The sequence below is a fragment of the Mesobacillus subterraneus genome (genome assembly GCF_023715485.1).
GTDB lineage: Bacteria > Bacillota > Bacilli > Bacillales > Cytobacillaceae > Mesobacillus > Mesobacillus subterraneus_B.
The window spans coordinates 23,548-41,216 of record NZ_JAMBOF010000011.1 but is presented as its reverse complement, the minus strand read 5'-3'; the positions used below and the strand labels follow the sequence as shown (position 1 = coordinate 41,216).

Here is a 17,669-nt window from a genome sequence, read left to right as displayed (position 1 = left end):
CTACAGTGAAAAACTCATTATAAATTGCTAGAAAAAAAGAAATCCGAAAACCCGGACACCTTTCCGGATTTTCGGACTACAATAAATTGTATTTATTGAGTTTTTCATATAGGGTGGACCTGCTTAGCCCTAGCTCCTTTGCCATAAGGGCTTTGTCGGCATTATTTCGATCCAGACTTTGCTTGAGCACCCATTTTTCTGTTTCTTCTATAATATCCTTGAGCTTTTTATTATTGAATCGATATAAAGCGTTTTGTGTCTGAAGATAATCCGGCAAGGATTCGAGCGTGACCTGTTCGCCTATAGTTAAATGGACTGCGGCCTCAATCACATTCTCCAGCTCCCTGATATTCCCCGGCCAGCTATACGATTTAAGGACGGAAATGACATCACTGTCTAAACCGGCAATCCGCTTGCCTAGCCTATTCGTCACTTTGTCGATAAAATATTCGATCAGCAGGCTTAAATCCTCTGCTCGTTCCCGTAATGGAGGGACACTGAACGGAACAACATTGATCCGGTAAAATAAATCCTCCCTGAAGCGTTTTTCTTCAATCATATTTTCCAGCGGCCTGTTGGTCGCCGCGATGATCCGCACATTGACTGACACCGACTTGGTTGAACCAATCGGTTCTATCTCCCCGTCCTGAAGGGCTCTTAGAAGTTTTACCTGCATACTGAGCGGCATATCGCCAATCTCGTCGAGGAAAAGGGTCCCGCCATCAGCAAGCTGAAATTTGCCTTTTTTTCCGCCCTTTTTTGCTCCAGTAAAAGCTCCCTCTTCATAGCCAAATAACTCCGATTCCAGAAGGTTCTCCGGTATCGCCCCGCAGTTCACTTTTATGAACGGCTTCTGGCTCCGGCTGCTCAGCTGGTGGATACTGTGAGCAAAAAGTTCCTTGCCGGTCCCGCTTTCTCCCCTTATCAGGATGGAAATATCGCTGTTGGATACCATTTTCACTTTTTCTTTTAAACTTAAAATCTGCTTTGATTCACCAAGGATATCATCAAGTGTAAATTTTACCCCCGTATCGATCTTTTGAAGGTAGGGCTGCATCCTTGTCAGGAGACTTTTTACATGGCTGTCCATTTTCATCCATTCCTGCGTGTCCCGGAAAAATACCGTACCGAACGCGGCAATCACTTCCCCGTTCCGGATGATTGGCACTCGGTTTGCGATCATATAATTCCCTTTTATGTATTGGAGGTCGGCTAACTCTTCCTTGCCTGTCTCAGCAACGATATGCATCCTCGTGTTTTCAATCACTTCAGTCACATGTCTGCCAATCGTTTCCTCACGGTTGACTTCAAGGAACTCACAATAATTGTGATTTATATAGATGATCCTTCCTTGCCTGTCGACCACAACAAGCCATTCGAACGCGTTCTCGACGATCGTCTCAATAATGTCAGCCGGGATGTGTAAAAGCTTAGCATTCATAATCTGTCACCTGGTTTTTATTTTGATTTTATCATACTTTTCTGAAAACAAACTCAGACAAATAAAAAAGCACCTAATCAGGTGCTTTTCATCTACATCAACTGCATCGTCGTAATGCATGTAGCGTCGTTCTCAAAACTGGAGATTTCTGATTCCACCATTTTTCCATTGTATTCAATCTTTGTTCGGAACTTTTTATCTCTTGGCAGCCACAAATCGATGAATCCGTTTTGCTGCGATTTCACCTTTTCGTCCATGACAACATTGCCGTCCATGTCTTCAATGTATACATCAAACTCTTTTTCAACCATCTCACCTTGACAACCTGTCAAGTTATGATTTGTTCAAGGATGAGTTTCATTTTCGTAAGGTGCGATCGAAACAAAAAAGTCTTCTTCTGACAAGTCATATACCTGCTTGTTTCCGTCGCTTTCAGCAATAATAAGTTCCTGGGATGTGATTGAGACGTTCTGTCCTTTTATCTTGCCTGAGCTGTAATCACTTACCAATTCCTTAATGTCTTTCGGTTCTTTTTCGGTTGAGGAGGTTTTTTCTCCGTCACCACAGGCAGATAACAAACCTGCAGCCAAGAATGTTACCGCGAGGATTTTTAATTTCATTTTGTATACACCCCCATTTTCCTTTCAGTATGTTTTTTTCATATTGTAAATCTTGTATCCCACAGTTCTATATTAGTCGCAAATTGTGCATTTTCTATCGAGAAAAAATGCAGATATTGTGACTATCCTTCTTAGCAGGTTAGGCTGTTCCAGCTTTAACAACTATGAAGCTCTTGCAGCCAAGCCGATCGCTTCTTTTAATTTACGGTCATAAATCACTGTGGTGAAGATGCCGATAAACATAAGGCCGATCAAAACCGCAAACAGCATCGGCATTCCGTACAAGTCAACGAGGATTCCGCCCATGAGCGGACCGACCATCCTGCCGCCGGTTGCAGTACTGTTGACGATTCCCTGGTAAAAGCCTTCGCGTCCTTTTGGGGCGAGATCGTTTGCGATAGTCGGCACAGCAGGCCAAATGAGCATCTCACCAATTGTCAGGATGACCATGCCAGCCACGAATCCTGTGAATTGCTGTGCTCCCGCTGCTACTGCATAGGAAACCATGAATATGACCATTCCAATTACAATCTGCAATTTTAATTTGCTTTGGAATGGTTTGATCAATTTATTGACCACCGGCTGTCCAAGTACAATCAGCGCACCATTGATGGTCCATAGGATGCTGTATTGATTTAATGAAATGTTCAATTCCTGTGTGTATGCTGCGATTGTTGTTTGCCACTGTACATAGCCAACCCAGCAAAGCAGATAGCCGACTGCTAAAATCAGTAAGGCCGCAAGCTTTGTACGGCTTTTGACCATTCCATTTTCTTGGAGAATATTCGTTTGCTTTGCTGCACGAGTATCGATGCTGCGGTAGCCAAAAACAGCAATCAGCATGAAGATGAAATACATGGCTGCGTTCGCCATGAAGATAAGCTGAAACGAGTAGGATGCTACAAGACCTCCAAGCGCGGCACCGATCGCAACCCCAAGGTTCTGGGCAACATAGATGGCATTGAATGCTTTGCGGCCACCCTCTTTCCATACTGACCCTGCCATCGCATACATGGCAGGGAAGACAATCCCCGACCCAAATCCTACGACTGTCAAAAAGAAAATATATTGCGGCCATCCTGGCCATAAGGTAAGCCCGATCAAGGCGATGATCGTGATGCCTATACCGAGAATAATAGACTTATAACCGCCAATTTTATCAAATAGGCTGCCGCCGAAAAGATTGCCGATTACGCTGGCAGCAGAGTTAAGCATTAATACAAATCCAGCAACCGACAACGACTTGCCAAGATGCTCATGAATGTAGATCGTGTTCAAAGGCCATAAAAAAGAAGAGCCAGTAACATTGACTGCCATCCCAATAATTAAAAGCCAGAGGGCTCGCGGCATAAAAAACGCCCCTTTGCATGTTTGAAATTTCGAATACCAAAGTAATTTTATTGCTTTTTATCGGTGGTTGCAATAGGAATTTATGTAGGTTTTTGAAGTGGAAATATTCTATTATTTCAGAGTCGTTTTAATAAAATAACTTATCATTTCCAGCTCGCGGAATAAAGCAACATTCTTGCGGGATTTCGACAAATTTTCGCGGAATAATTGAGGGTTCCTTCTTAAATAAAGCTGTTTTCTTGAAGAATTTGAGAAAGAATCACTATGTTCTCCCATTGAAGGCAGCTGTTAAGCAAAATTTCCTTAAAACTCATGAAAAATATCAAAAAAGCGTGCGCTCAGATATGAATATTGACACCCATCCGATTTTCTGTAAAACTAAAGAAAACACCGTACAAACTACCATTTGCACAATGTTTTCCTATTTATCTATTCTCTAATTTACTATTCTCTTATTTTTTTGGAGCAGGCTGTTGAGCCGGGAAGTAACTGTTGATTGCTTTGTCTTTCTTCTTGAAGTTATCTTTTTCGTCGTATACAGCCTTCTTCACTTTTTCAATCTCTGTCTTAAGCTCTTCCAGGTTTACACCCTTCTTGGTTAATTCTTCGATTGCGAGATTAATGGCCGCATTTGACTCTTCAATTGAAACCCTCAACGAATCCATCGATCCCTGCGGATTATGGAATCCGGCTGAGCTTTCAGCTGCAACGATATCCCAGAACCATTGACCTTTTCTTATATGCCCCTGTGCTTGCTTGATTTTCTCTTCACTTACACCGGAAGTGATCATTTTATTTACATAATAGTGTGAGGTGATCGAGATATCCTCTGCTTTATGAAGAGCTTCCATATGTGTTTCCTGGATACCAAGAACACGTTCTTCGAGATCATCCATTTCCCTGTTGCTGTGGCAGGTAGCGCATGATTGGTCCATCGTCTTCAGCGGCGATGTCCACCAGTGTGAACTGATTTTCTTTTTGCCATCCACGCGGTCATAAGGCATGTGACAGTCTGCACATGTTACCCCAGCCTTGCCATGCGGACCTTCCAGATGTGTCTCAAAGTCAGGATGCTGTGATTTAAGCATTGGTGTTCCAGACACATTGTGAATCCAGTCCTTCTCGAAACCTTGTTCCTTTGCAGTAGTTTCATAGTATGCATACATATCCTGCGGTTTGAAGCCTTCTGCCCATGGGAATGTAACCTCGCCATTATCGGCAGCGAAATAGTATTCTACGTGGCACTGTCCGCAAACGTAATTTCTCATGTCATTCTTCGTTGGATTGGACATGTCAATTCCCTGTGATTCCATTGCTTTGATGAAGCTTGGACGGGTGATACGCAAGTCCATTGTCTGTGGATCGTGGCAGTCCGAACATCCAATTGGAGAATGTCCCATTGCTTCTGCTTTTGGCCAAATATCTTTGTTAAAATTGCCGCCCCAGTAATCGTCACCCATTTCCTCAATCATATGAGGCACTGCAGTCGATTTACAGGTTAAGCACGATCCGATTGATTTGTCTGTAATACGTGCGATTGCCCGTATATCTTCATTTGCGTAGATGTGTCCGCGGTCCTCGTTGTATTCAGTCGCAAAGCCGTATCCATTGAAAAGCACCGGCAAATAAGGTTCTTTATCATGGTCAAACTTGCTTCGTTTAACAGAACCACTGTACTTCGTATCTTCCATTTTTTCATTTTTTTTGTAGCTGTCATATTGCAGCGGGAAGAGGTCTTTAAAGGCCTCATTGCTAATTTCATCTTTGCTAAGCCCGGTCTTCAGCTCACTCGCGGAAGTTGCTTTTTCTTCTGAGCTGGAGCAGCCTGTTATGATGAGCATGACAGCCGCAAGGATTAAATATGCCCAGCGGAAATTTCTAGCCATTGTTCATCGTCCCTCCTTTATTTTCTAAGAGCTCACCTGGTTTCGGCGGTTTAAAATAATCTTCTGTCTTAAAGCCTTTGCCGTGCGGCACTGCCTGATGGCAGCTTGAGCAGCTATCCTTTGCGTCATGAGATACATTTTCCAATGTATTTTCATGGCAGCTGATGCAGTTCTCGTTTATGACCTCATCGGAGTTTTCCGTAGCGTGCAGCACCTTCGGAATCTTTGCTTCTCCTAGTGTATTGAAATACACATGTGTCATGCCCGCTTTTGCCTTATAAGTATATTTTTTCACCATATTCTCATGCGGCAGGTGGCAATCACCGCAGGCAAGCCCGGCGTGGTTGGAATCAGAGAAGGAATCATGGACCTCCGTCATGATGTGGCAGCTTGAGCAAAATTCAGGTGAATCTGTGTAAGCAAGCGTTTTGACGGTTACGACAGAAACAATGATTCCAGCAAAAACCCCGATAAATAAAAGCATTTTTTTGTCTATTCCCAGCAGCTTTTTAAGCATCCCTTTCACCTCCCCCATAGCGATTAATCCGGCGCTCATTGACTGGCACCTGGCTGTTCAATTCTCTCCCCATAAAAATTGTTGTTTTTCATTTCGGACAAGTTATACTGCACTTACCAAGTATGCTTAAGATTACAGCAGGAAATTACTCCTCTTGCGTAAAACCGGTATTGCCGTAATGCAACAACTATTCGGAAACAGCCTTTATTACAAATCTATTAAAACACTAACGTGCCTTAACCTTGGTTATGGTGAAACCTTTTCCTGAATCATTTTGATTAGATCGTCTTTTGTTGTTGGGCCGGAAAACCGCTCGACTATGACTCCATTTCCATCAATGATGATCGTCTCCGGCTGCCCGATGACAGTGTAATCTTTTGAAATTTCTTCTTTTGTATCCAGCAGGTAGGTAAGCTGTGAGTCACTTTCCCCGATATATTTTCCTATTCTTTTTTTCGATTCACCTTTTGCCAGGATCAGCAGTTTGGCGTCCTTATACTCTTTTCCAAACGCCTCCAGTTCAGGTGCTTCATCAATGCATGGGGCACACCAGGTCGCAAAGAAGTTCAAGACGACCGGCTGGCCTTTAAAGTCTGATAGCCTATAAGTTTTTTCGTTAATATCCTTCAGCTCGAAGTCGATCGCCTGATCTCCAGGCTGGGCTGAAGCTTTTCCGCCCAGTCCGCTGACCAAAAAGCCCAGCACTCCGATCACAGCGATGATGACGAAAATTGGTACGATCTTCTTGCCCATCCTCTTCACCTGCTTTATTTTTCTGAATTCCATTCTTCAAGAAGCTGCAGCTCTTTTTTCAGTTCCTTTTGGCGTCTTCCAAGCACCACTACATATCCAGCGATCAAAGTCCAAATAACTGAGTAAGCCATGAATAAATATGTCATTTTCTTTTCCTCCTTAAAATTGTCATTGAACCTGCTAGTTTCCAATCTTTAATTACTTAACTCGATGAAAAAGAAAGTCCGATCTTATCAGCCTGCGAGCTTTTCCATCGCTTTCGTTTTCGCCTTTTTGACAATGTGGCGCATCTTTTCGATTTCGACTCCCTTGCGCATCAGGAAAGCATACAGGACTGTGATCGTAAAGATCGAAAACAATAAGGCTACGAGCATATCCGGTTCGATTCCGCCGCCCTGCTGATTCTTTCCATCTCCAAACACTACCGGGTGAAGCTTTGTATTCCACCAGCGGATTGCCATAAAGACGATTGGTACGTTAATGACACCGATAATTCCAAAGACTGCAGACAATTTTGCGATTTTTTCCCATGACCCATCCATTTTGCGGACGAATAGATAAGCTACATAGATGAACCAGAGAATCAAAGTAGTTGCAAGGCGTGGTTCCCATGTCCACCAAGTGTTCCAGCTTGATTTCCCCCAAATCATCCCTGTTACAAGGGTGATGGTCGTGAATATCACGCCAATTTCTGCTGATATCCCGGCCTTGATGTGATGATCCATATTTGGATTGATCAACGTTCTTACGCTGTAGTAGCCCACGATGACAAATGCCATGAAAGCTACCCAGGCACAGCCAACGTGAAAATAGAAGATTTTTTGCGGTGCCCCCATGAACTTTTCTACCGGCGACCAAATAAACACTAAGTAAAGAGCGATAAAAAATGATGGTACAAGAGTAAAGAATAACAGTCGATCGATAATGCCTGAATTCTTTTTCATTACGATCCCTCCATAATAAATTCAAATAAGAAAAAGCAAGCTGCGAGAAACAGTAAATCGTATGCTGACATCAAACGCAGCCATGAGACAGCATTCGTGATTGTTCCATTCTCGAGGATAATCCTTGTAGCCTGGACTGCAGCGATCATGAGCGGACTTAACAGCGGGAGCAGCAATACTGGAAGAAGCATTTCGCTGTTTTTTGCATTTGCCGCAAGTGCCGCAAGGAAAGTCCCGACGATTATAAAACCCAGCGTTCCAATAAGGACGACCAGGATGAACCAGCCGATTTTTCCGATGAAGCGGTAGTCGAACAGGATGAATAAAACCGGAATGCTGATGATTTGCACGGAAGTTACAAGCAGGAAATTTGCCAGCACCTTCCCGAGATAGATGCTTGATGGATCGATTGGTGCCGACCTTAATCCAGTAAGTGCATCGTTTTCATGCTCGGATAAGAAAGAACGATTCAAGCCAAGTATTCCTGAGAAAACAGTTATCAGCCAAACAAGTCCCGGGATAACTGCTTTAACCATATTGTTTGTTGGATCGAAGGCAAAGCTGAAGATCAGGATGACCAGACTCGAGAATATGAGCATCATGCCTATCGTCTGCTTCGTCTTGAATTCATTGCTTAAGTCTTTGCTGGCGATTGTCCATGCGTCTTTAAATATGGAATTCATGAACTGCTCACCTCTTTTTCATACCACTGCTTCATGGCTGGCAGATCGATATCCGAGCCAAGCGCCATCGTGGAGATGATCTTCCCCTTTTTTAAAACAGCGACCCTGTCTGCCAGTGCATGAACCTGCTCGAAATCATGCGATATGATCAGGATTGAGGTTCCGCTCGCTTGCTTCTTTTTTATGATTTTATTGAGCAGTGCCACCGCTTCCTGGTCAAGTCCAGTATGTGGTTCATCTAGCATCAGGATTTCTGGATCTGGCAGCAGCACTCTTGCGATGGCCAATCTCTGCATCATCCCTCTTGAGAAAGAACGGATTGGCATATCCCTGAATAAATAGAGTCCAACTTCCTTTAGCAAGTCGTTTGCTTTTCGATCGAGATCCTTTACTTTGTAAAGCTTCCCGTAAAATTTCAGATTTTCGAGCGGGGAAAGTGTGTTATACAGAAACGATTCATGCCCGAGAAATCCAATTCTCTGTTTGACTTCCCCTGAATTTTTTTTGACCAGTTTCCCATTCAGCAAGATTTCACCGCTGGTTGGCTGCAGCAAACCGACTGTACATTTGAAGAATGTGCTCTTCCCTGCACCGTTCGGGCCGATTACCGCAAGAATCTCGCCTTTTTCCAAGGTGAGGGTGATATTCCTTAAAACTAATTTATCTCCCAGCAATTTGGTCATGTTCCTCAATTCGAGCATGGTCCCCAACTCTTTCATAATGTGTATTGTTGCAATTCTTTTTTTACTTGGTCCAGATAAATGTGATACTCCTTCAGCTTTCGTGCGTAATCCTCCTCAGTGATTTCTGCGGACTTCAGCTTTCCATCGAGTCCGCCCATCTGCTCTTCAATAACGTTTTTTCTTAACAGCAGATGCTTGAACCGTTGATCCTCTGTATCAGGAATGTCTATCCTGTCTGCTGTCCTTTTTTTATAGTAATGACGGACAACAATCCCAACAACTAAAAGGATCAAAAGGTAATGAGGATTCAGCCAATTAAGTCCCGGTGTCGTAAGCCAGAATGTCACCAGCCATTCCGGATGGTATGCCGGTCCCATTGTGATCACCCCTTTTGTTTGCGAAGCTTGCGCAATTCTCTCAAAATCTCTGCTTCGGCATCATCGGCCAGCTTTTTGCTTCCGCCTGCCTTTTGAGCTTTTGTTTCATTTTTTAACAATTCAGCTGCAAGCAATTGATATTGTTCTTTCAATTTTTCAAAATCTTCTGCTGTGATTTTCTTCATTAAAAAATCCATTTCCAGTTCATTCACTGCACCATATACTTGATCCAGCGACAACTTTTCCTCATCTTGCATCACTCCGGCGGCATGCTCATCGCCAGCTGTGAAAAAAGGAGAAACGATAAAGTAAAAACAAGTAAGGATCACGAGTGAACCTGCTATTAAAAATACATAATCCATTTTGATCAGCTCCTAGAAAAGCTTCCGGCGCTCTTCGTCAAATGTTTTTGATGCTATTTCTTTTTCAATTTCCGATTCCCAACCTTTATAGGCTGACATTTTTGTTTCGGCTTTCTTTAAGGTTAATTTCCTTAGCCAGACACCGACGATGACACTTCCAATACCAAACCCAGCTGCAGGCATTCCCCAGGCGATCCAGCCACTTGTGCCGCCCCCAGGTGTTCTCAAGGCCGCCTGCCCGTATTCATCCACATAAGATTGGATGATATCATTTTCCGACTTCCCGCCGTTCAGCATTTCAACGACTTCATCGTAATAGATCTTTTTGACTGAGCATGTCGACAACTCATGGTCAGCATGGCCCTGCATATCCAACTGGCTGATGATATGCTTGAATTCCTTGGAATTGTATGTGAAGGCTGTTGTCAGGGTTGGGATCAAGATTAGAAAAAGGATCGTTTGCAGGATAATTTTCTTTTTCATCTCCATCACCTTCCTACAGTTTTTAGGCCTTTATTGATTTGATACCGGGATGATGCTGGCCCGCCACCCGCAAGCGCGAAAGCGGTTCCGATGACCATGATGATCCCTCCGGTCCAGATCCAGCTGACAAAGGGGTTCACTTTTACCATCAATGTCACTTTGTCTTTGTTTTCCCATGAACTTAGAACGACATATAGATCCTGGCTCCAGTTCGTCTTGATTGCAACCTCTGTTGAAGGCTCAGGCCATGTTTCATAAAAGATTTTCTCCGGTTTGATCTTCCCGATATCCTTGCCTTTATAAAAAACAGCTACATCTGCTACAACAACTCCATTACCGTTTTTCATCTGTTCGGTCAGTGAGTTAAATTGAAGTGCGTACTCGCCAATCTTGATGCTTTCACCAGTATTCAAAGTTTTTAAAACTTCTGATGAGTATGCATGGGAGGAGATAACCCCTACAGCAATGACGGCAATCCCGATGTGGACAATATAGCCTCCATAACGGCGCTGGTTTTTTACCGTTAGCTTGAATGCGGCTTTAAGGACATTCTCCTTCGTTGCTTTCCGTCTTGCGCCAATACCTCTTGCGAACTCAAGAACGTGCGTGCCAAACATGAAGCTCGTTGCTGATAAGCCGACGATTGCATAAATGCCTTTGACTCCTGCCGCAAATAGGATGATTGCTGTCGCCACTCCCATTGCCAGCGGCCAGAGCATATTTTTCAAGAATTTTTCTATCACCGCTTTTTGCCATGCAATCAGCGGGCATATGCCCATCAGTACAATCAGCCCAAGCAGGATCGGAGCCATGACTTTATCAAAGTAGGGAGCCCCGACATTTACTTTCGTTCCGGTGAAGGTTTCTGAAATCAATGGGTACATCGTTCCCCAGAAAACCGCGAACGCAGCAGCCACTAGTATCAGGTTGTTTAGCAGGAAGCTGCTTTCTTTTGAAAAATAAGCTTCGATTGGACTGCTGTCCTTTTTAATCAGGGTGTATCTTGTCATGACAATATAGAGAGAAAACAGCATCATGAACGCCATGAAAACCAGGAAATAGGTCCCGAGGTTGCTGTCGCCAAACGCGTGGACACTTGTAAGAATACCGCTGCGGACAAGGAATGTGCCGAACAGCGTGAGAATGTAGGACAAGATGATCAAGCTTAAGTTCCATGTTTTCAGCATGTTTTTCCGCTCCTGGATCATCACCGAGTGAAGGAATGCTGATACAGTCAGCCACGGAAGAAATGAAGCATTTTCAACCGGATCCCACGCCCAGTAGCCGCCCCAGCCAAGCTCTAGATAAGCCCACCAGCCGCCAATGATATTGCCGAGAGTCAGGAACAACCATGCCAGCAATGTCCATCTTCTTGTCAGCTTGATCCATTCTGAATCCATTCTTTTAAGGATGAGTGCCGCAATTCCGAAAGCGAATGGAACCGCCAGCCCTACATAGCCCATATAAAGGGTAACGGGGTGCAGGATCATTCCTGGATTTTGCAGCATCGGGTTCAGACCTTTTCCATCAGCAGGAATTTTATCAGTCATTTCAAAAGGGTTTGCATTAAGCGCCATTACGGTGAAAAAGAACAATACATTCAGCATAAGGATGCTTGATACATAAGGCATCATTGGGTTTTTCTGTTCCTTAGAAAACACGACCATTGCTGTATAAATGGATAAAAGGAATGCCCAGAGCAATAAGGACCCTGCATTTCCTGCCCAAAACGCTGTCAGCTTATAAGCTAAAGGCAGGCTCTCATTTGTGTATGAAGCGACATATTTGAATTGAAATTGGCTTGTTCCAAGAATATAAAGCAACAGGAATGACGATATGCTTGAAACGAAGGCCAGTGACAGGACAGCACCCCTGGCGCTCTCAAGCCATTTCCCGCTTTTTTGTTTAATCCCAAGGGCATTTGCTATGAGACCGTAGATCGAAATCGCGATCCCGAGATAGATTGCAATGTTTCCTATTAAATACATACAGATAACCACCCATCTGTTTTAGTCCTGTTTGTCATTTTTGTAAATTTCCTTATGCATTTGCGTATCATAATTCTCCATGCCTTCGCCTTCATATTTTGTCGGGCACTTTGTCTGTACTTTTTCAGCTTCAAAAACTCCGTCTTCTTTTATAAAACCTTCAACAAGGACGATGACATCCTCGGTAAAGTTATCAGGCTTTATGCCTTTATGGAAAATTTGCAATGTCCCTTGATTCTCCTCGTAAATCTCGAAGCGCAATTCCAGTTTGTCAGCGTCCCATTTTACAGAGTCCTTATTAAGCAGGCCCTGCGTCATGATGTAGTCGCCTTCGAATTTCGAGCCGTTTTCAGCCAGGTCAGAAATGGTTATTTCCTTGCTTCCGGCACTTGGCATTGTTGAAAACATCATGATGATGAACGCCACTGCGGCCAAGGCTAAACCAGAAATAATTTTTTTGTTTTTTGACATCACTTCTTACCTCCCAGCTTTTTCAGCAGTTCGTTATATTCAGCTTCTGTTATGCTTCCATCCATGAACATGGTTCGCAGCCTTGTTTTTTTCGCCTCATTTTCTGTCTCTTTGGAGATGGTCTTATTTCTCGGTTTTGCTGTCTTTTTCTTCATCACGAGAAGTAAAACAAAAGCTGCAGAAACAGAAATACCGCCTACTACCAATATGACGATCCAGAGGGACATCTTCTCTTCATTTTGTTTAACTGTGCCGGCCTTTTTTGAATCGCCTGCCATATCTTCCATGATTTCAGCAGTTGTTTTCGTTTCACTTCGTTTGTATTCAAGTTTGATATTTTTTTCTTCATTAGACTTCATTCCCTGGCTTTGAAACAAGAACATGTTCATGTTGTAAGAGTTTTTCTGGTGCTGTTCTGCCTCGGGCTCCAGCTTGAAGCTTTCTGTTTTCAGCGGTTCAATAAAAATCAGATTAAGCAGTCCGATCTCAGCAAAGCTTTTAAAATTGTACGTTAAAGTATTTGTGTCTTCTTTTTCCTTAACGCTGTCGGTATAGTATTCAATGACAAATTTATAAATTTCCTGAGGCTGGATTTCCTCGCTTGTTTCCCAGGCTATCGTTCCTCTTTCCTTGTCTAGCTCGTATTCGATTTCATTCATTTCTGTAAGGTCACGTGAGTAATCAGCCACATAACCGATCCTGAAGTTTTTCTCATCCATCGGCAGGGGAATCACGACCTGCCCTTTTTGCGCTTTTTCGGCATTGTTTTTTAGCGCTCCATGGTATCCCACCAGCAAGGGAGGATTCTTTTTCTTCTTATCCTTTGGATGGTAAGAATACTCAGGCATGACCTGGACTGTCAGCTCTTCCATTTTCAAAACACCGCTTGTATTATCAGCCCTGGCTGCATCGGGTAACTGGAAAATGAATAATAAGAACAGGGAAAGCGTTAGCTTTAATACTTTCATTTTGGGTTACATCCTTTCTGTTTGTGACAAATTCGTGAATAATTTCACAAGATAACTTAGTTATAATAAAATCTCTTTCGTTTTCTTGGTAATGTATTCTTTAAATTAAGGCATGGCATTCGCTAGTTTTCTGCGACTGCCTTGTGTATCTATCTTATTTAAACCATTTCTGGAAGCCGTCAATCTGTGATTTAAATCACGGAATTTAAGCCAGTTTTATCCGATTTGTGAACGGGGGGTATTTTGGAAAACAGCCATTCCCTCGATTTTTGCTGGAAACTAAACAAAAAAACCTCACTTCGAAAATCGAAGTGAGGGTGTTACAAATTTATGAAGATTGCCCTGGTTCAGGATGGAATTTTGATTTTACCGGCTGACCGCCGCTTTGTTCATATTTCTTTTTCGATTCTTTCACCGGATCATGCTCCATTCCAAGTTCAAGATCTTGGTTGTTGATGCCGTTCCGCGTTTTTTGTTCAGGATTATTTTGCTTTGAACGCTTCTTCAAGGTTTTTCCCTCCCGTTTAATGATCAAGCAAAATCATATTGTTTTGTACCTGCTGCAGCTGCAGCCTCATTCTGTGTAACTGGTCGCGCTGCTGCGCGTTTGCACTGAAGGCAAGCTTGGCAAGATCATTATAAGCGTCTTCAAGAGCTTGCAAGGCATTCGTAAAGTCGCCATCATTGTAATGCTGCTGCATGCTGGCATTTTTGTATTGCTCCTGGGCTAGATTGATTGCATCCTCACATTGCTGAAGTAGCTGGTCAACCGATTGACGTGTAGCCAATATTAGACCCTCCTTTACTTGATCCTGAAGCAAAGTCTGCTTCTTCTTTATTTTGTTCACAATGCTTTTTCCTATCACGTTTTTATCAATGTTTAATCATTCCAATTATCTGGGCGGCCTTGAACCACTTTTTAATGTTCAATTTTGTAATCTTTTTGCAATTGGAATAACGTATTCTAAGTGGTACAATTTTTTTATCTATGTGGCTCTGTTAACCTGGCTGTGATTTCCGCTGCAGGCTATTCGCTTTCAACTCCCAATCAACAGAGCCACCTATTTAAAGACCGAAGCCCTAAGGAGGTATCTGGCATGTCTATGGCCAACCCTTTTCCATATGCAACAGATGATAAACGTTACCATACGTGGAATTACCACCTGCGTAACCATTTTGGCCATAAAGTCTTCAAGGTAGCACTTGATGGCGGCTTCGACTGCCCGAATCGTGATGGCACGGTAGCACATGGCGGCTGTACTTTTTGCAGTGCAGCTGGTTCAGGTGATTTTGCTGGTGACAGAGTGGAAGACCTAGGCACACAATTCAGCAAGATAAAAGAAAAAATGCATACAAAATGGAAAGACGGCAAATATATGGCTTATTTCCAGGCATTCACCAATACTCATGCACCGGTAGAGGTATTGCGTGAAAAATACGAACCCGTTTTAAATGAGGAAGGTGTTGTTGGCCTTTCAATCGCGACCAGGCCGGATTGCCTGCCAGATGACGTCGTTGAATACCTTGCTGAACTAAACGAGAGGACATATTTATGGGTCGAACTTGGCCTTCAGACCGTCCATGAAAAAACGGCAAACTTAATCAACCGCGCCCATGATTATGAGACATATAAAAATGGTGTGGACAAGCTCCGCAAGCATGGAATCAGGGTTTGCTCCCATATCATTAATGGCCTGCCGCTGGAAACTCCTGAAATGATGATGGAAACTGCGAGGGAAGTCGCTAAACTCGACGTCCAGGGAATCAAGATCCATCTTCTTCATTTACTGAAGGGTACCCCGATGGTGAAACAGTATGAAAAAGGACTGTTGGAATTTTTATCATTTGAGGATTATGTAAAACTCGTATGCGACCAGTTAGAAATCCTCCCTCCCGAAATGATCATTCACCGGATCACAGGTGACGGTCCAATTGAACTGATGGTCGGCCCGATGTGGAGTGTAAATAAATGGGAAGTGTTGAATGCGATTGATAAGGAAATGAAACAGCGTAATAGCTGGCAGGGGAAATTTTTTTCAGGAAATAAAGTGGTGATTAAGAATGAAGCTTGAAAGGATACTACCATTTGCAAGGAACCTTCTGGAACTGGCTGTTAAACCAGGAGATATCGCGGTGGACGCAACAGTCGGAAACGGACACGACACAATATATTTAGCCAATTTGGTCGGCACATCAGGCAGGATTTATGGCTTTGACATCCAGGACGAAGCTCTTATGTCCTGTAAATCTAAGCTCAGGGAACATGACCTGCAAGACCGTGTAACACTTTTCCACACTGGCCATGAAAACATGTCTGAATGGATCCCGCCGCTTCATTTCGGAAAAGTTTCCGGAGCGATTTTCAATCTTGGATACTTGCCCGGCGGAGATAAAAATATCGTAACCGTTCCGCAAACAACAATCGATGCAATCGACCAGCTGTTAGAACTAATGGCTCCAGAGGGCATCATCGTGATTGTCATTTATCACGGTCACCCGGAAGGCAAGGTTGAGCGTGAGTATTTGCTCCGCTATGTAAAATCCTTGGACCAAAATGTGGCACACGTCCTTGAATACAAATTTCTGAATCAAAAAAACAATCCGCCATTCATTATTGCGATTGAAAAAAGGTAATGTGATTTTGCGAAAACTAATAACCAATGAACAAAAAGCGCAAGCGCCTCGTTCAGCCCCGACAAGCGCTGGAGGGCCGACCGGTGAAGTCGCTCTTTGACTTCATTGGGCGGACCGAAGCGACTCGAGGGGCTAGGCGCTGGAGCTGGATTAAGAATACTACATGTAGTTATCCTCAACTAAATAATTTTATAATTTCCTAAGAACAATAAAAACAGCCAGGAGCAAAGCTCCTGGCTGTTCGTCATCCACTATTTTATAAAAGCCCTTACGAGTCCTGATGGTACCCACTTTTGCAGTGAACGGTAGGCTCGTCCATTTATATAAAAGAAATAGCTGACTGGTCCGCCTGTTTTGATCATTTCCTTGGCTAGCTTCCTGATTCTTTCCTGGTGTCTTACTTTTTCGTCTGATAGATAAACTCCAAGCAGCCCGCGGTTGATCAGCTTATGGAATCGTTGGTGCGGAAGTTTGGCGGTATGGTAATCTGCGTGTTCAACAAAATGTCTCAACCGTTCGAAAAGTGCTTCTTCATTTTCGTAGTAGAAGCAGAAGTTCAGATCGCCGCCTGCTCGGTCTTCTTCCTGGTCGATGAAATAATCAAGCAGTATATGAAGACCTTGTATGTATGGAAAGTAACCATTCCGTATGCTGTCGGCGTATTCTGGCTTGAAATCATCACGCAGTGCGTAGGATACAAGGCAGAAAATTCCCAGTGTCGATCCTGTGCATGCTGAAAACTCATACCATTCCATCTCTGGGATATCTTCACGGTGTCCGTCGAACCATGTTTGCAGTCTTGGTACGCGTTCCTTGACTTCAACATGTTTATGGATTTGCAGATCACAATAATAATTGCAAAGCTCAGCCAAATGCTCCTGGATGTGTCGATAATTATCTAGTTCTTCCAATACCTCCCGGCAGACGGTAACGAGCTCTAACAGATAGCCTCCGTCATTCTGTTCTTCGCGTTCCCGGTAGTAATTTTTCAGCTGGCTGCCGAGGATAAGTGAATCTGCCATTGATTCATGGAGTGCCGCAAAATCGGCAGGATCCAATGAGGTGCTGCGATCACAAAGGTTATCGAGATAGTCACTGATTGTCTGGTAAGCAACAATAAAACGGATCGCCAGTTTATAATTTCCTTTTGCCGTCAGACTCAAAATCGCCCCGCCCTCGCAGTGGAACGTCTTGTGTTCGATGCTGGCAAGGGCCTGTCTCCTGAGTTCAGGGTTGGGAATCTCCTCAGCCCTGCTTTTCCAGTATGCGAGCTCCCGGTGTACTTGCGGCAGAACTTGTTTGTATACACGATACATTAAACTGATCGGCATTGATGGAATCAACATGTATACACCTTCACCCTTTCTTAATACGGCTCTTTTCGTATACTTTATTGCTTTCATTTTTCATACATACATGGTTCAGAAACTTCTCGATTAGAGCATGAATCCAAAAAGCATAAGCGGGATGAAAGCTTGACACGAAAGCCAACAATCAATGCGAAAAATG

At 43.4% G+C, this 17,669-nt stretch carries 21 protein-coding genes; 2 read left to right on the top strand and 19 right to left on the bottom strand.

From position 1 onward, the window contains the following. Window positions 1–76: 76 nt before the first annotated feature. The 18 genes from M3204_RS16125 to M3204_RS16040 all read right to left on the bottom strand — a co-directional run bounded on the left by M3204_RS16125 (window position 77) and on the right by M3204_RS16040 (window position 14,314). A complete protein-coding gene (locus tag M3204_RS16125) occupies window positions 77–1,441 on the bottom strand; it encodes a sigma-54 interaction domain-containing protein (RefSeq protein WP_251483824.1) in 1,365 nt (454 codons plus the stop codon). Between the two features lie 92 nt (window positions 1,442–1,533). Beyond that, window positions 1,534–2,061 (bottom strand): CueP family metal-binding protein, encoded by a 528-nt coding sequence (locus M3204_RS16120; protein ID WP_251483821.1) that lies wholly within the window; start codon window positions 2,059–2,061, stop codon window positions 1,534–1,536. A 162-nt stretch (window positions 2,062–2,223) separates the two neighbouring features. After that, entirely contained in the window at window positions 2,224–3,411 is a 1,188-nt protein-coding gene (locus tag M3204_RS16115; RefSeq protein WP_251483818.1) for an MDR family MFS transporter, read from the bottom strand. 452 nt (window positions 3,412–3,863) lie between these two features. Then, a complete protein-coding gene (locus M3204_RS16110; RefSeq protein ID WP_251483815.1) occupies window positions 3,864–5,297 on the bottom strand; it encodes an ammonia-forming cytochrome c nitrite reductase subunit c552 in 1,434 nt (477 codons plus the stop codon). Continuing rightward, window positions 5,290–5,814, bottom strand: a complete 525-nt coding sequence (locus M3204_RS16105) for a cytochrome c3 family protein (RefSeq protein WP_251483802.1) — start codon at window positions 5,812–5,814, stop codon at window positions 5,290–5,292. Before M3204_RS16105 ends, M3204_RS16110 begins: the two co-directional genes overlap by 8 nt. A 246-nt stretch (window positions 5,815–6,060) precedes the next feature. Continuing rightward, window positions 6,061–6,567, bottom strand: a complete 507-nt coding sequence (locus M3204_RS16100) for a TlpA family protein disulfide reductase (RefSeq protein WP_251483797.1) — start codon at window positions 6,565–6,567, stop codon at window positions 6,061–6,063. A gap of 14 nt (window positions 6,568–6,581) precedes the next feature. After that, on the bottom strand, window positions 6,582–6,713 hold the full coding sequence (locus M3204_RS16095; protein WP_251483794.1) for a CcmD family protein: 132 nt from the start codon (window positions 6,711–6,713) through the stop codon (window positions 6,582–6,584). Window positions 6,714–6,800: 87 nt separating this feature from the next. Then, window positions 6,801–7,511 (bottom strand): cytochrome c biogenesis protein, encoded by a 711-nt coding sequence (locus M3204_RS16090; protein WP_251483791.1) that lies wholly within the window; start codon window positions 7,509–7,511, stop codon window positions 6,801–6,803. After that, on the bottom strand, window positions 7,511–8,194 hold the full coding sequence (locus M3204_RS16085) for a heme exporter protein CcmB (protein WP_251483782.1): 684 nt from the start codon (window positions 8,192–8,194) through the stop codon (window positions 7,511–7,513). Before M3204_RS16085 ends, M3204_RS16090 begins: the two co-directional genes overlap by 1 nt. Then, complete coding sequence (ccmA, locus tag M3204_RS16080) at window positions 8,191–8,895, bottom strand: heme ABC exporter ATP-binding protein CcmA (RefSeq protein WP_251483770.1); 705 nt, start codon at window positions 8,893–8,895, stop codon at window positions 8,191–8,193. The genes M3204_RS16085 and ccmA overlap by 4 nt, the downstream gene beginning before the upstream one ends. A gap of 14 nt (window positions 8,896–8,909) precedes the next feature. Then, entirely contained in the window at window positions 8,910–9,254 is a 345-nt protein-coding gene (locus M3204_RS16075) for a hypothetical protein (protein ID WP_251483766.1), read from the bottom strand. Window positions 9,255–9,259: 5 nt separating this feature from the next. Then, complete coding sequence (locus M3204_RS16070; protein WP_251483765.1) at window positions 9,260–9,616, bottom strand: hypothetical protein; 357 nt, start codon at window positions 9,614–9,616, stop codon at window positions 9,260–9,262. 12 nt (window positions 9,617–9,628) lie between these two features. Next, window positions 9,629–10,099 carry a cytochrome c-type biogenesis protein CcmH gene (locus M3204_RS16065; RefSeq protein ID WP_251483762.1) on the bottom strand — a complete coding sequence of 157 codons (471 nt, stop codon included), beginning with the start codon at window positions 10,097–10,099 and terminating at the stop codon, window positions 9,629–9,631. Window positions 10,100–10,104: 5 nt separating this feature from the next. Beyond that, the gene (locus M3204_RS16060; protein WP_251483760.1) at window positions 10,105–12,087 is read right to left on the bottom strand and encodes a heme lyase CcmF/NrfE family subunit; all 1,983 of its coding nucleotides are present in this window, start codon (window positions 12,085–12,087) and stop codon (window positions 10,105–10,107) included. Window positions 12,088–12,108: 21 nt separating this feature from the next. Then, window positions 12,109–12,558 carry a cytochrome c maturation protein CcmE gene (locus M3204_RS16055; protein WP_251483758.1) on the bottom strand — a complete coding sequence of 150 codons (450 nt, stop codon included), beginning with the start codon at window positions 12,556–12,558 and terminating at the stop codon, window positions 12,109–12,111. Then, window positions 12,558–13,526: a hypothetical protein gene (locus tag M3204_RS16050; protein ID WP_251483755.1), complete on the bottom strand. Its 969-nt coding sequence runs from the start codon at window positions 13,524–13,526 to the stop codon at window positions 12,558–12,560. The genes M3204_RS16055 and M3204_RS16050 overlap by 1 nt, the downstream gene beginning before the upstream one ends. Window positions 13,527–13,854: 328 nt before the next feature. After that, window positions 13,855–14,034, bottom strand: coding sequence for a glycogen biosynthesis protein GlgD (locus M3204_RS16045; RefSeq protein ID WP_251483752.1), 180 nt, complete (start codon window positions 14,032–14,034; stop codon window positions 13,855–13,857). Between the two features lie 16 nt (window positions 14,035–14,050). Further along, window positions 14,051–14,314 (bottom strand): YtzC family protein, encoded by a 264-nt coding sequence (locus tag M3204_RS16040; protein WP_251483750.1) that lies wholly within the window; start codon window positions 14,312–14,314, stop codon window positions 14,051–14,053. Window positions 14,315–14,623: 309 nt separating this feature from the next. Here M3204_RS16040 and M3204_RS16035 point away from each other — a divergent pair, with 309 nt between their 5' ends. Further along, on the top strand, window positions 14,624–15,598 hold the full coding sequence (locus M3204_RS16035; protein WP_251483747.1) for a TIGR01212 family radical SAM protein: 975 nt from the start codon (window positions 14,624–14,626) through the stop codon (window positions 15,596–15,598). Then, window positions 15,588–16,160: a class I SAM-dependent methyltransferase gene (locus tag M3204_RS16030; RefSeq protein WP_251483732.1), complete on the top strand. Its 573-nt coding sequence runs from the start codon at window positions 15,588–15,590 to the stop codon at window positions 16,158–16,160. The genes M3204_RS16035 and M3204_RS16030 overlap by 11 nt, the downstream gene beginning before the upstream one ends. 251 nt (window positions 16,161–16,411) lie before the next feature. Here M3204_RS16030 and M3204_RS16025 read toward each other — a convergent pair whose 3' ends face one another. Continuing rightward, entirely contained in the window at window positions 16,412–17,506 is a 1,095-nt protein-coding gene (locus M3204_RS16025) for a tetraprenyl-beta-curcumene synthase family protein (protein ID WP_251483717.1), read from the bottom strand. Window positions 17,507–17,669: the final 163 nt, after the last annotated feature.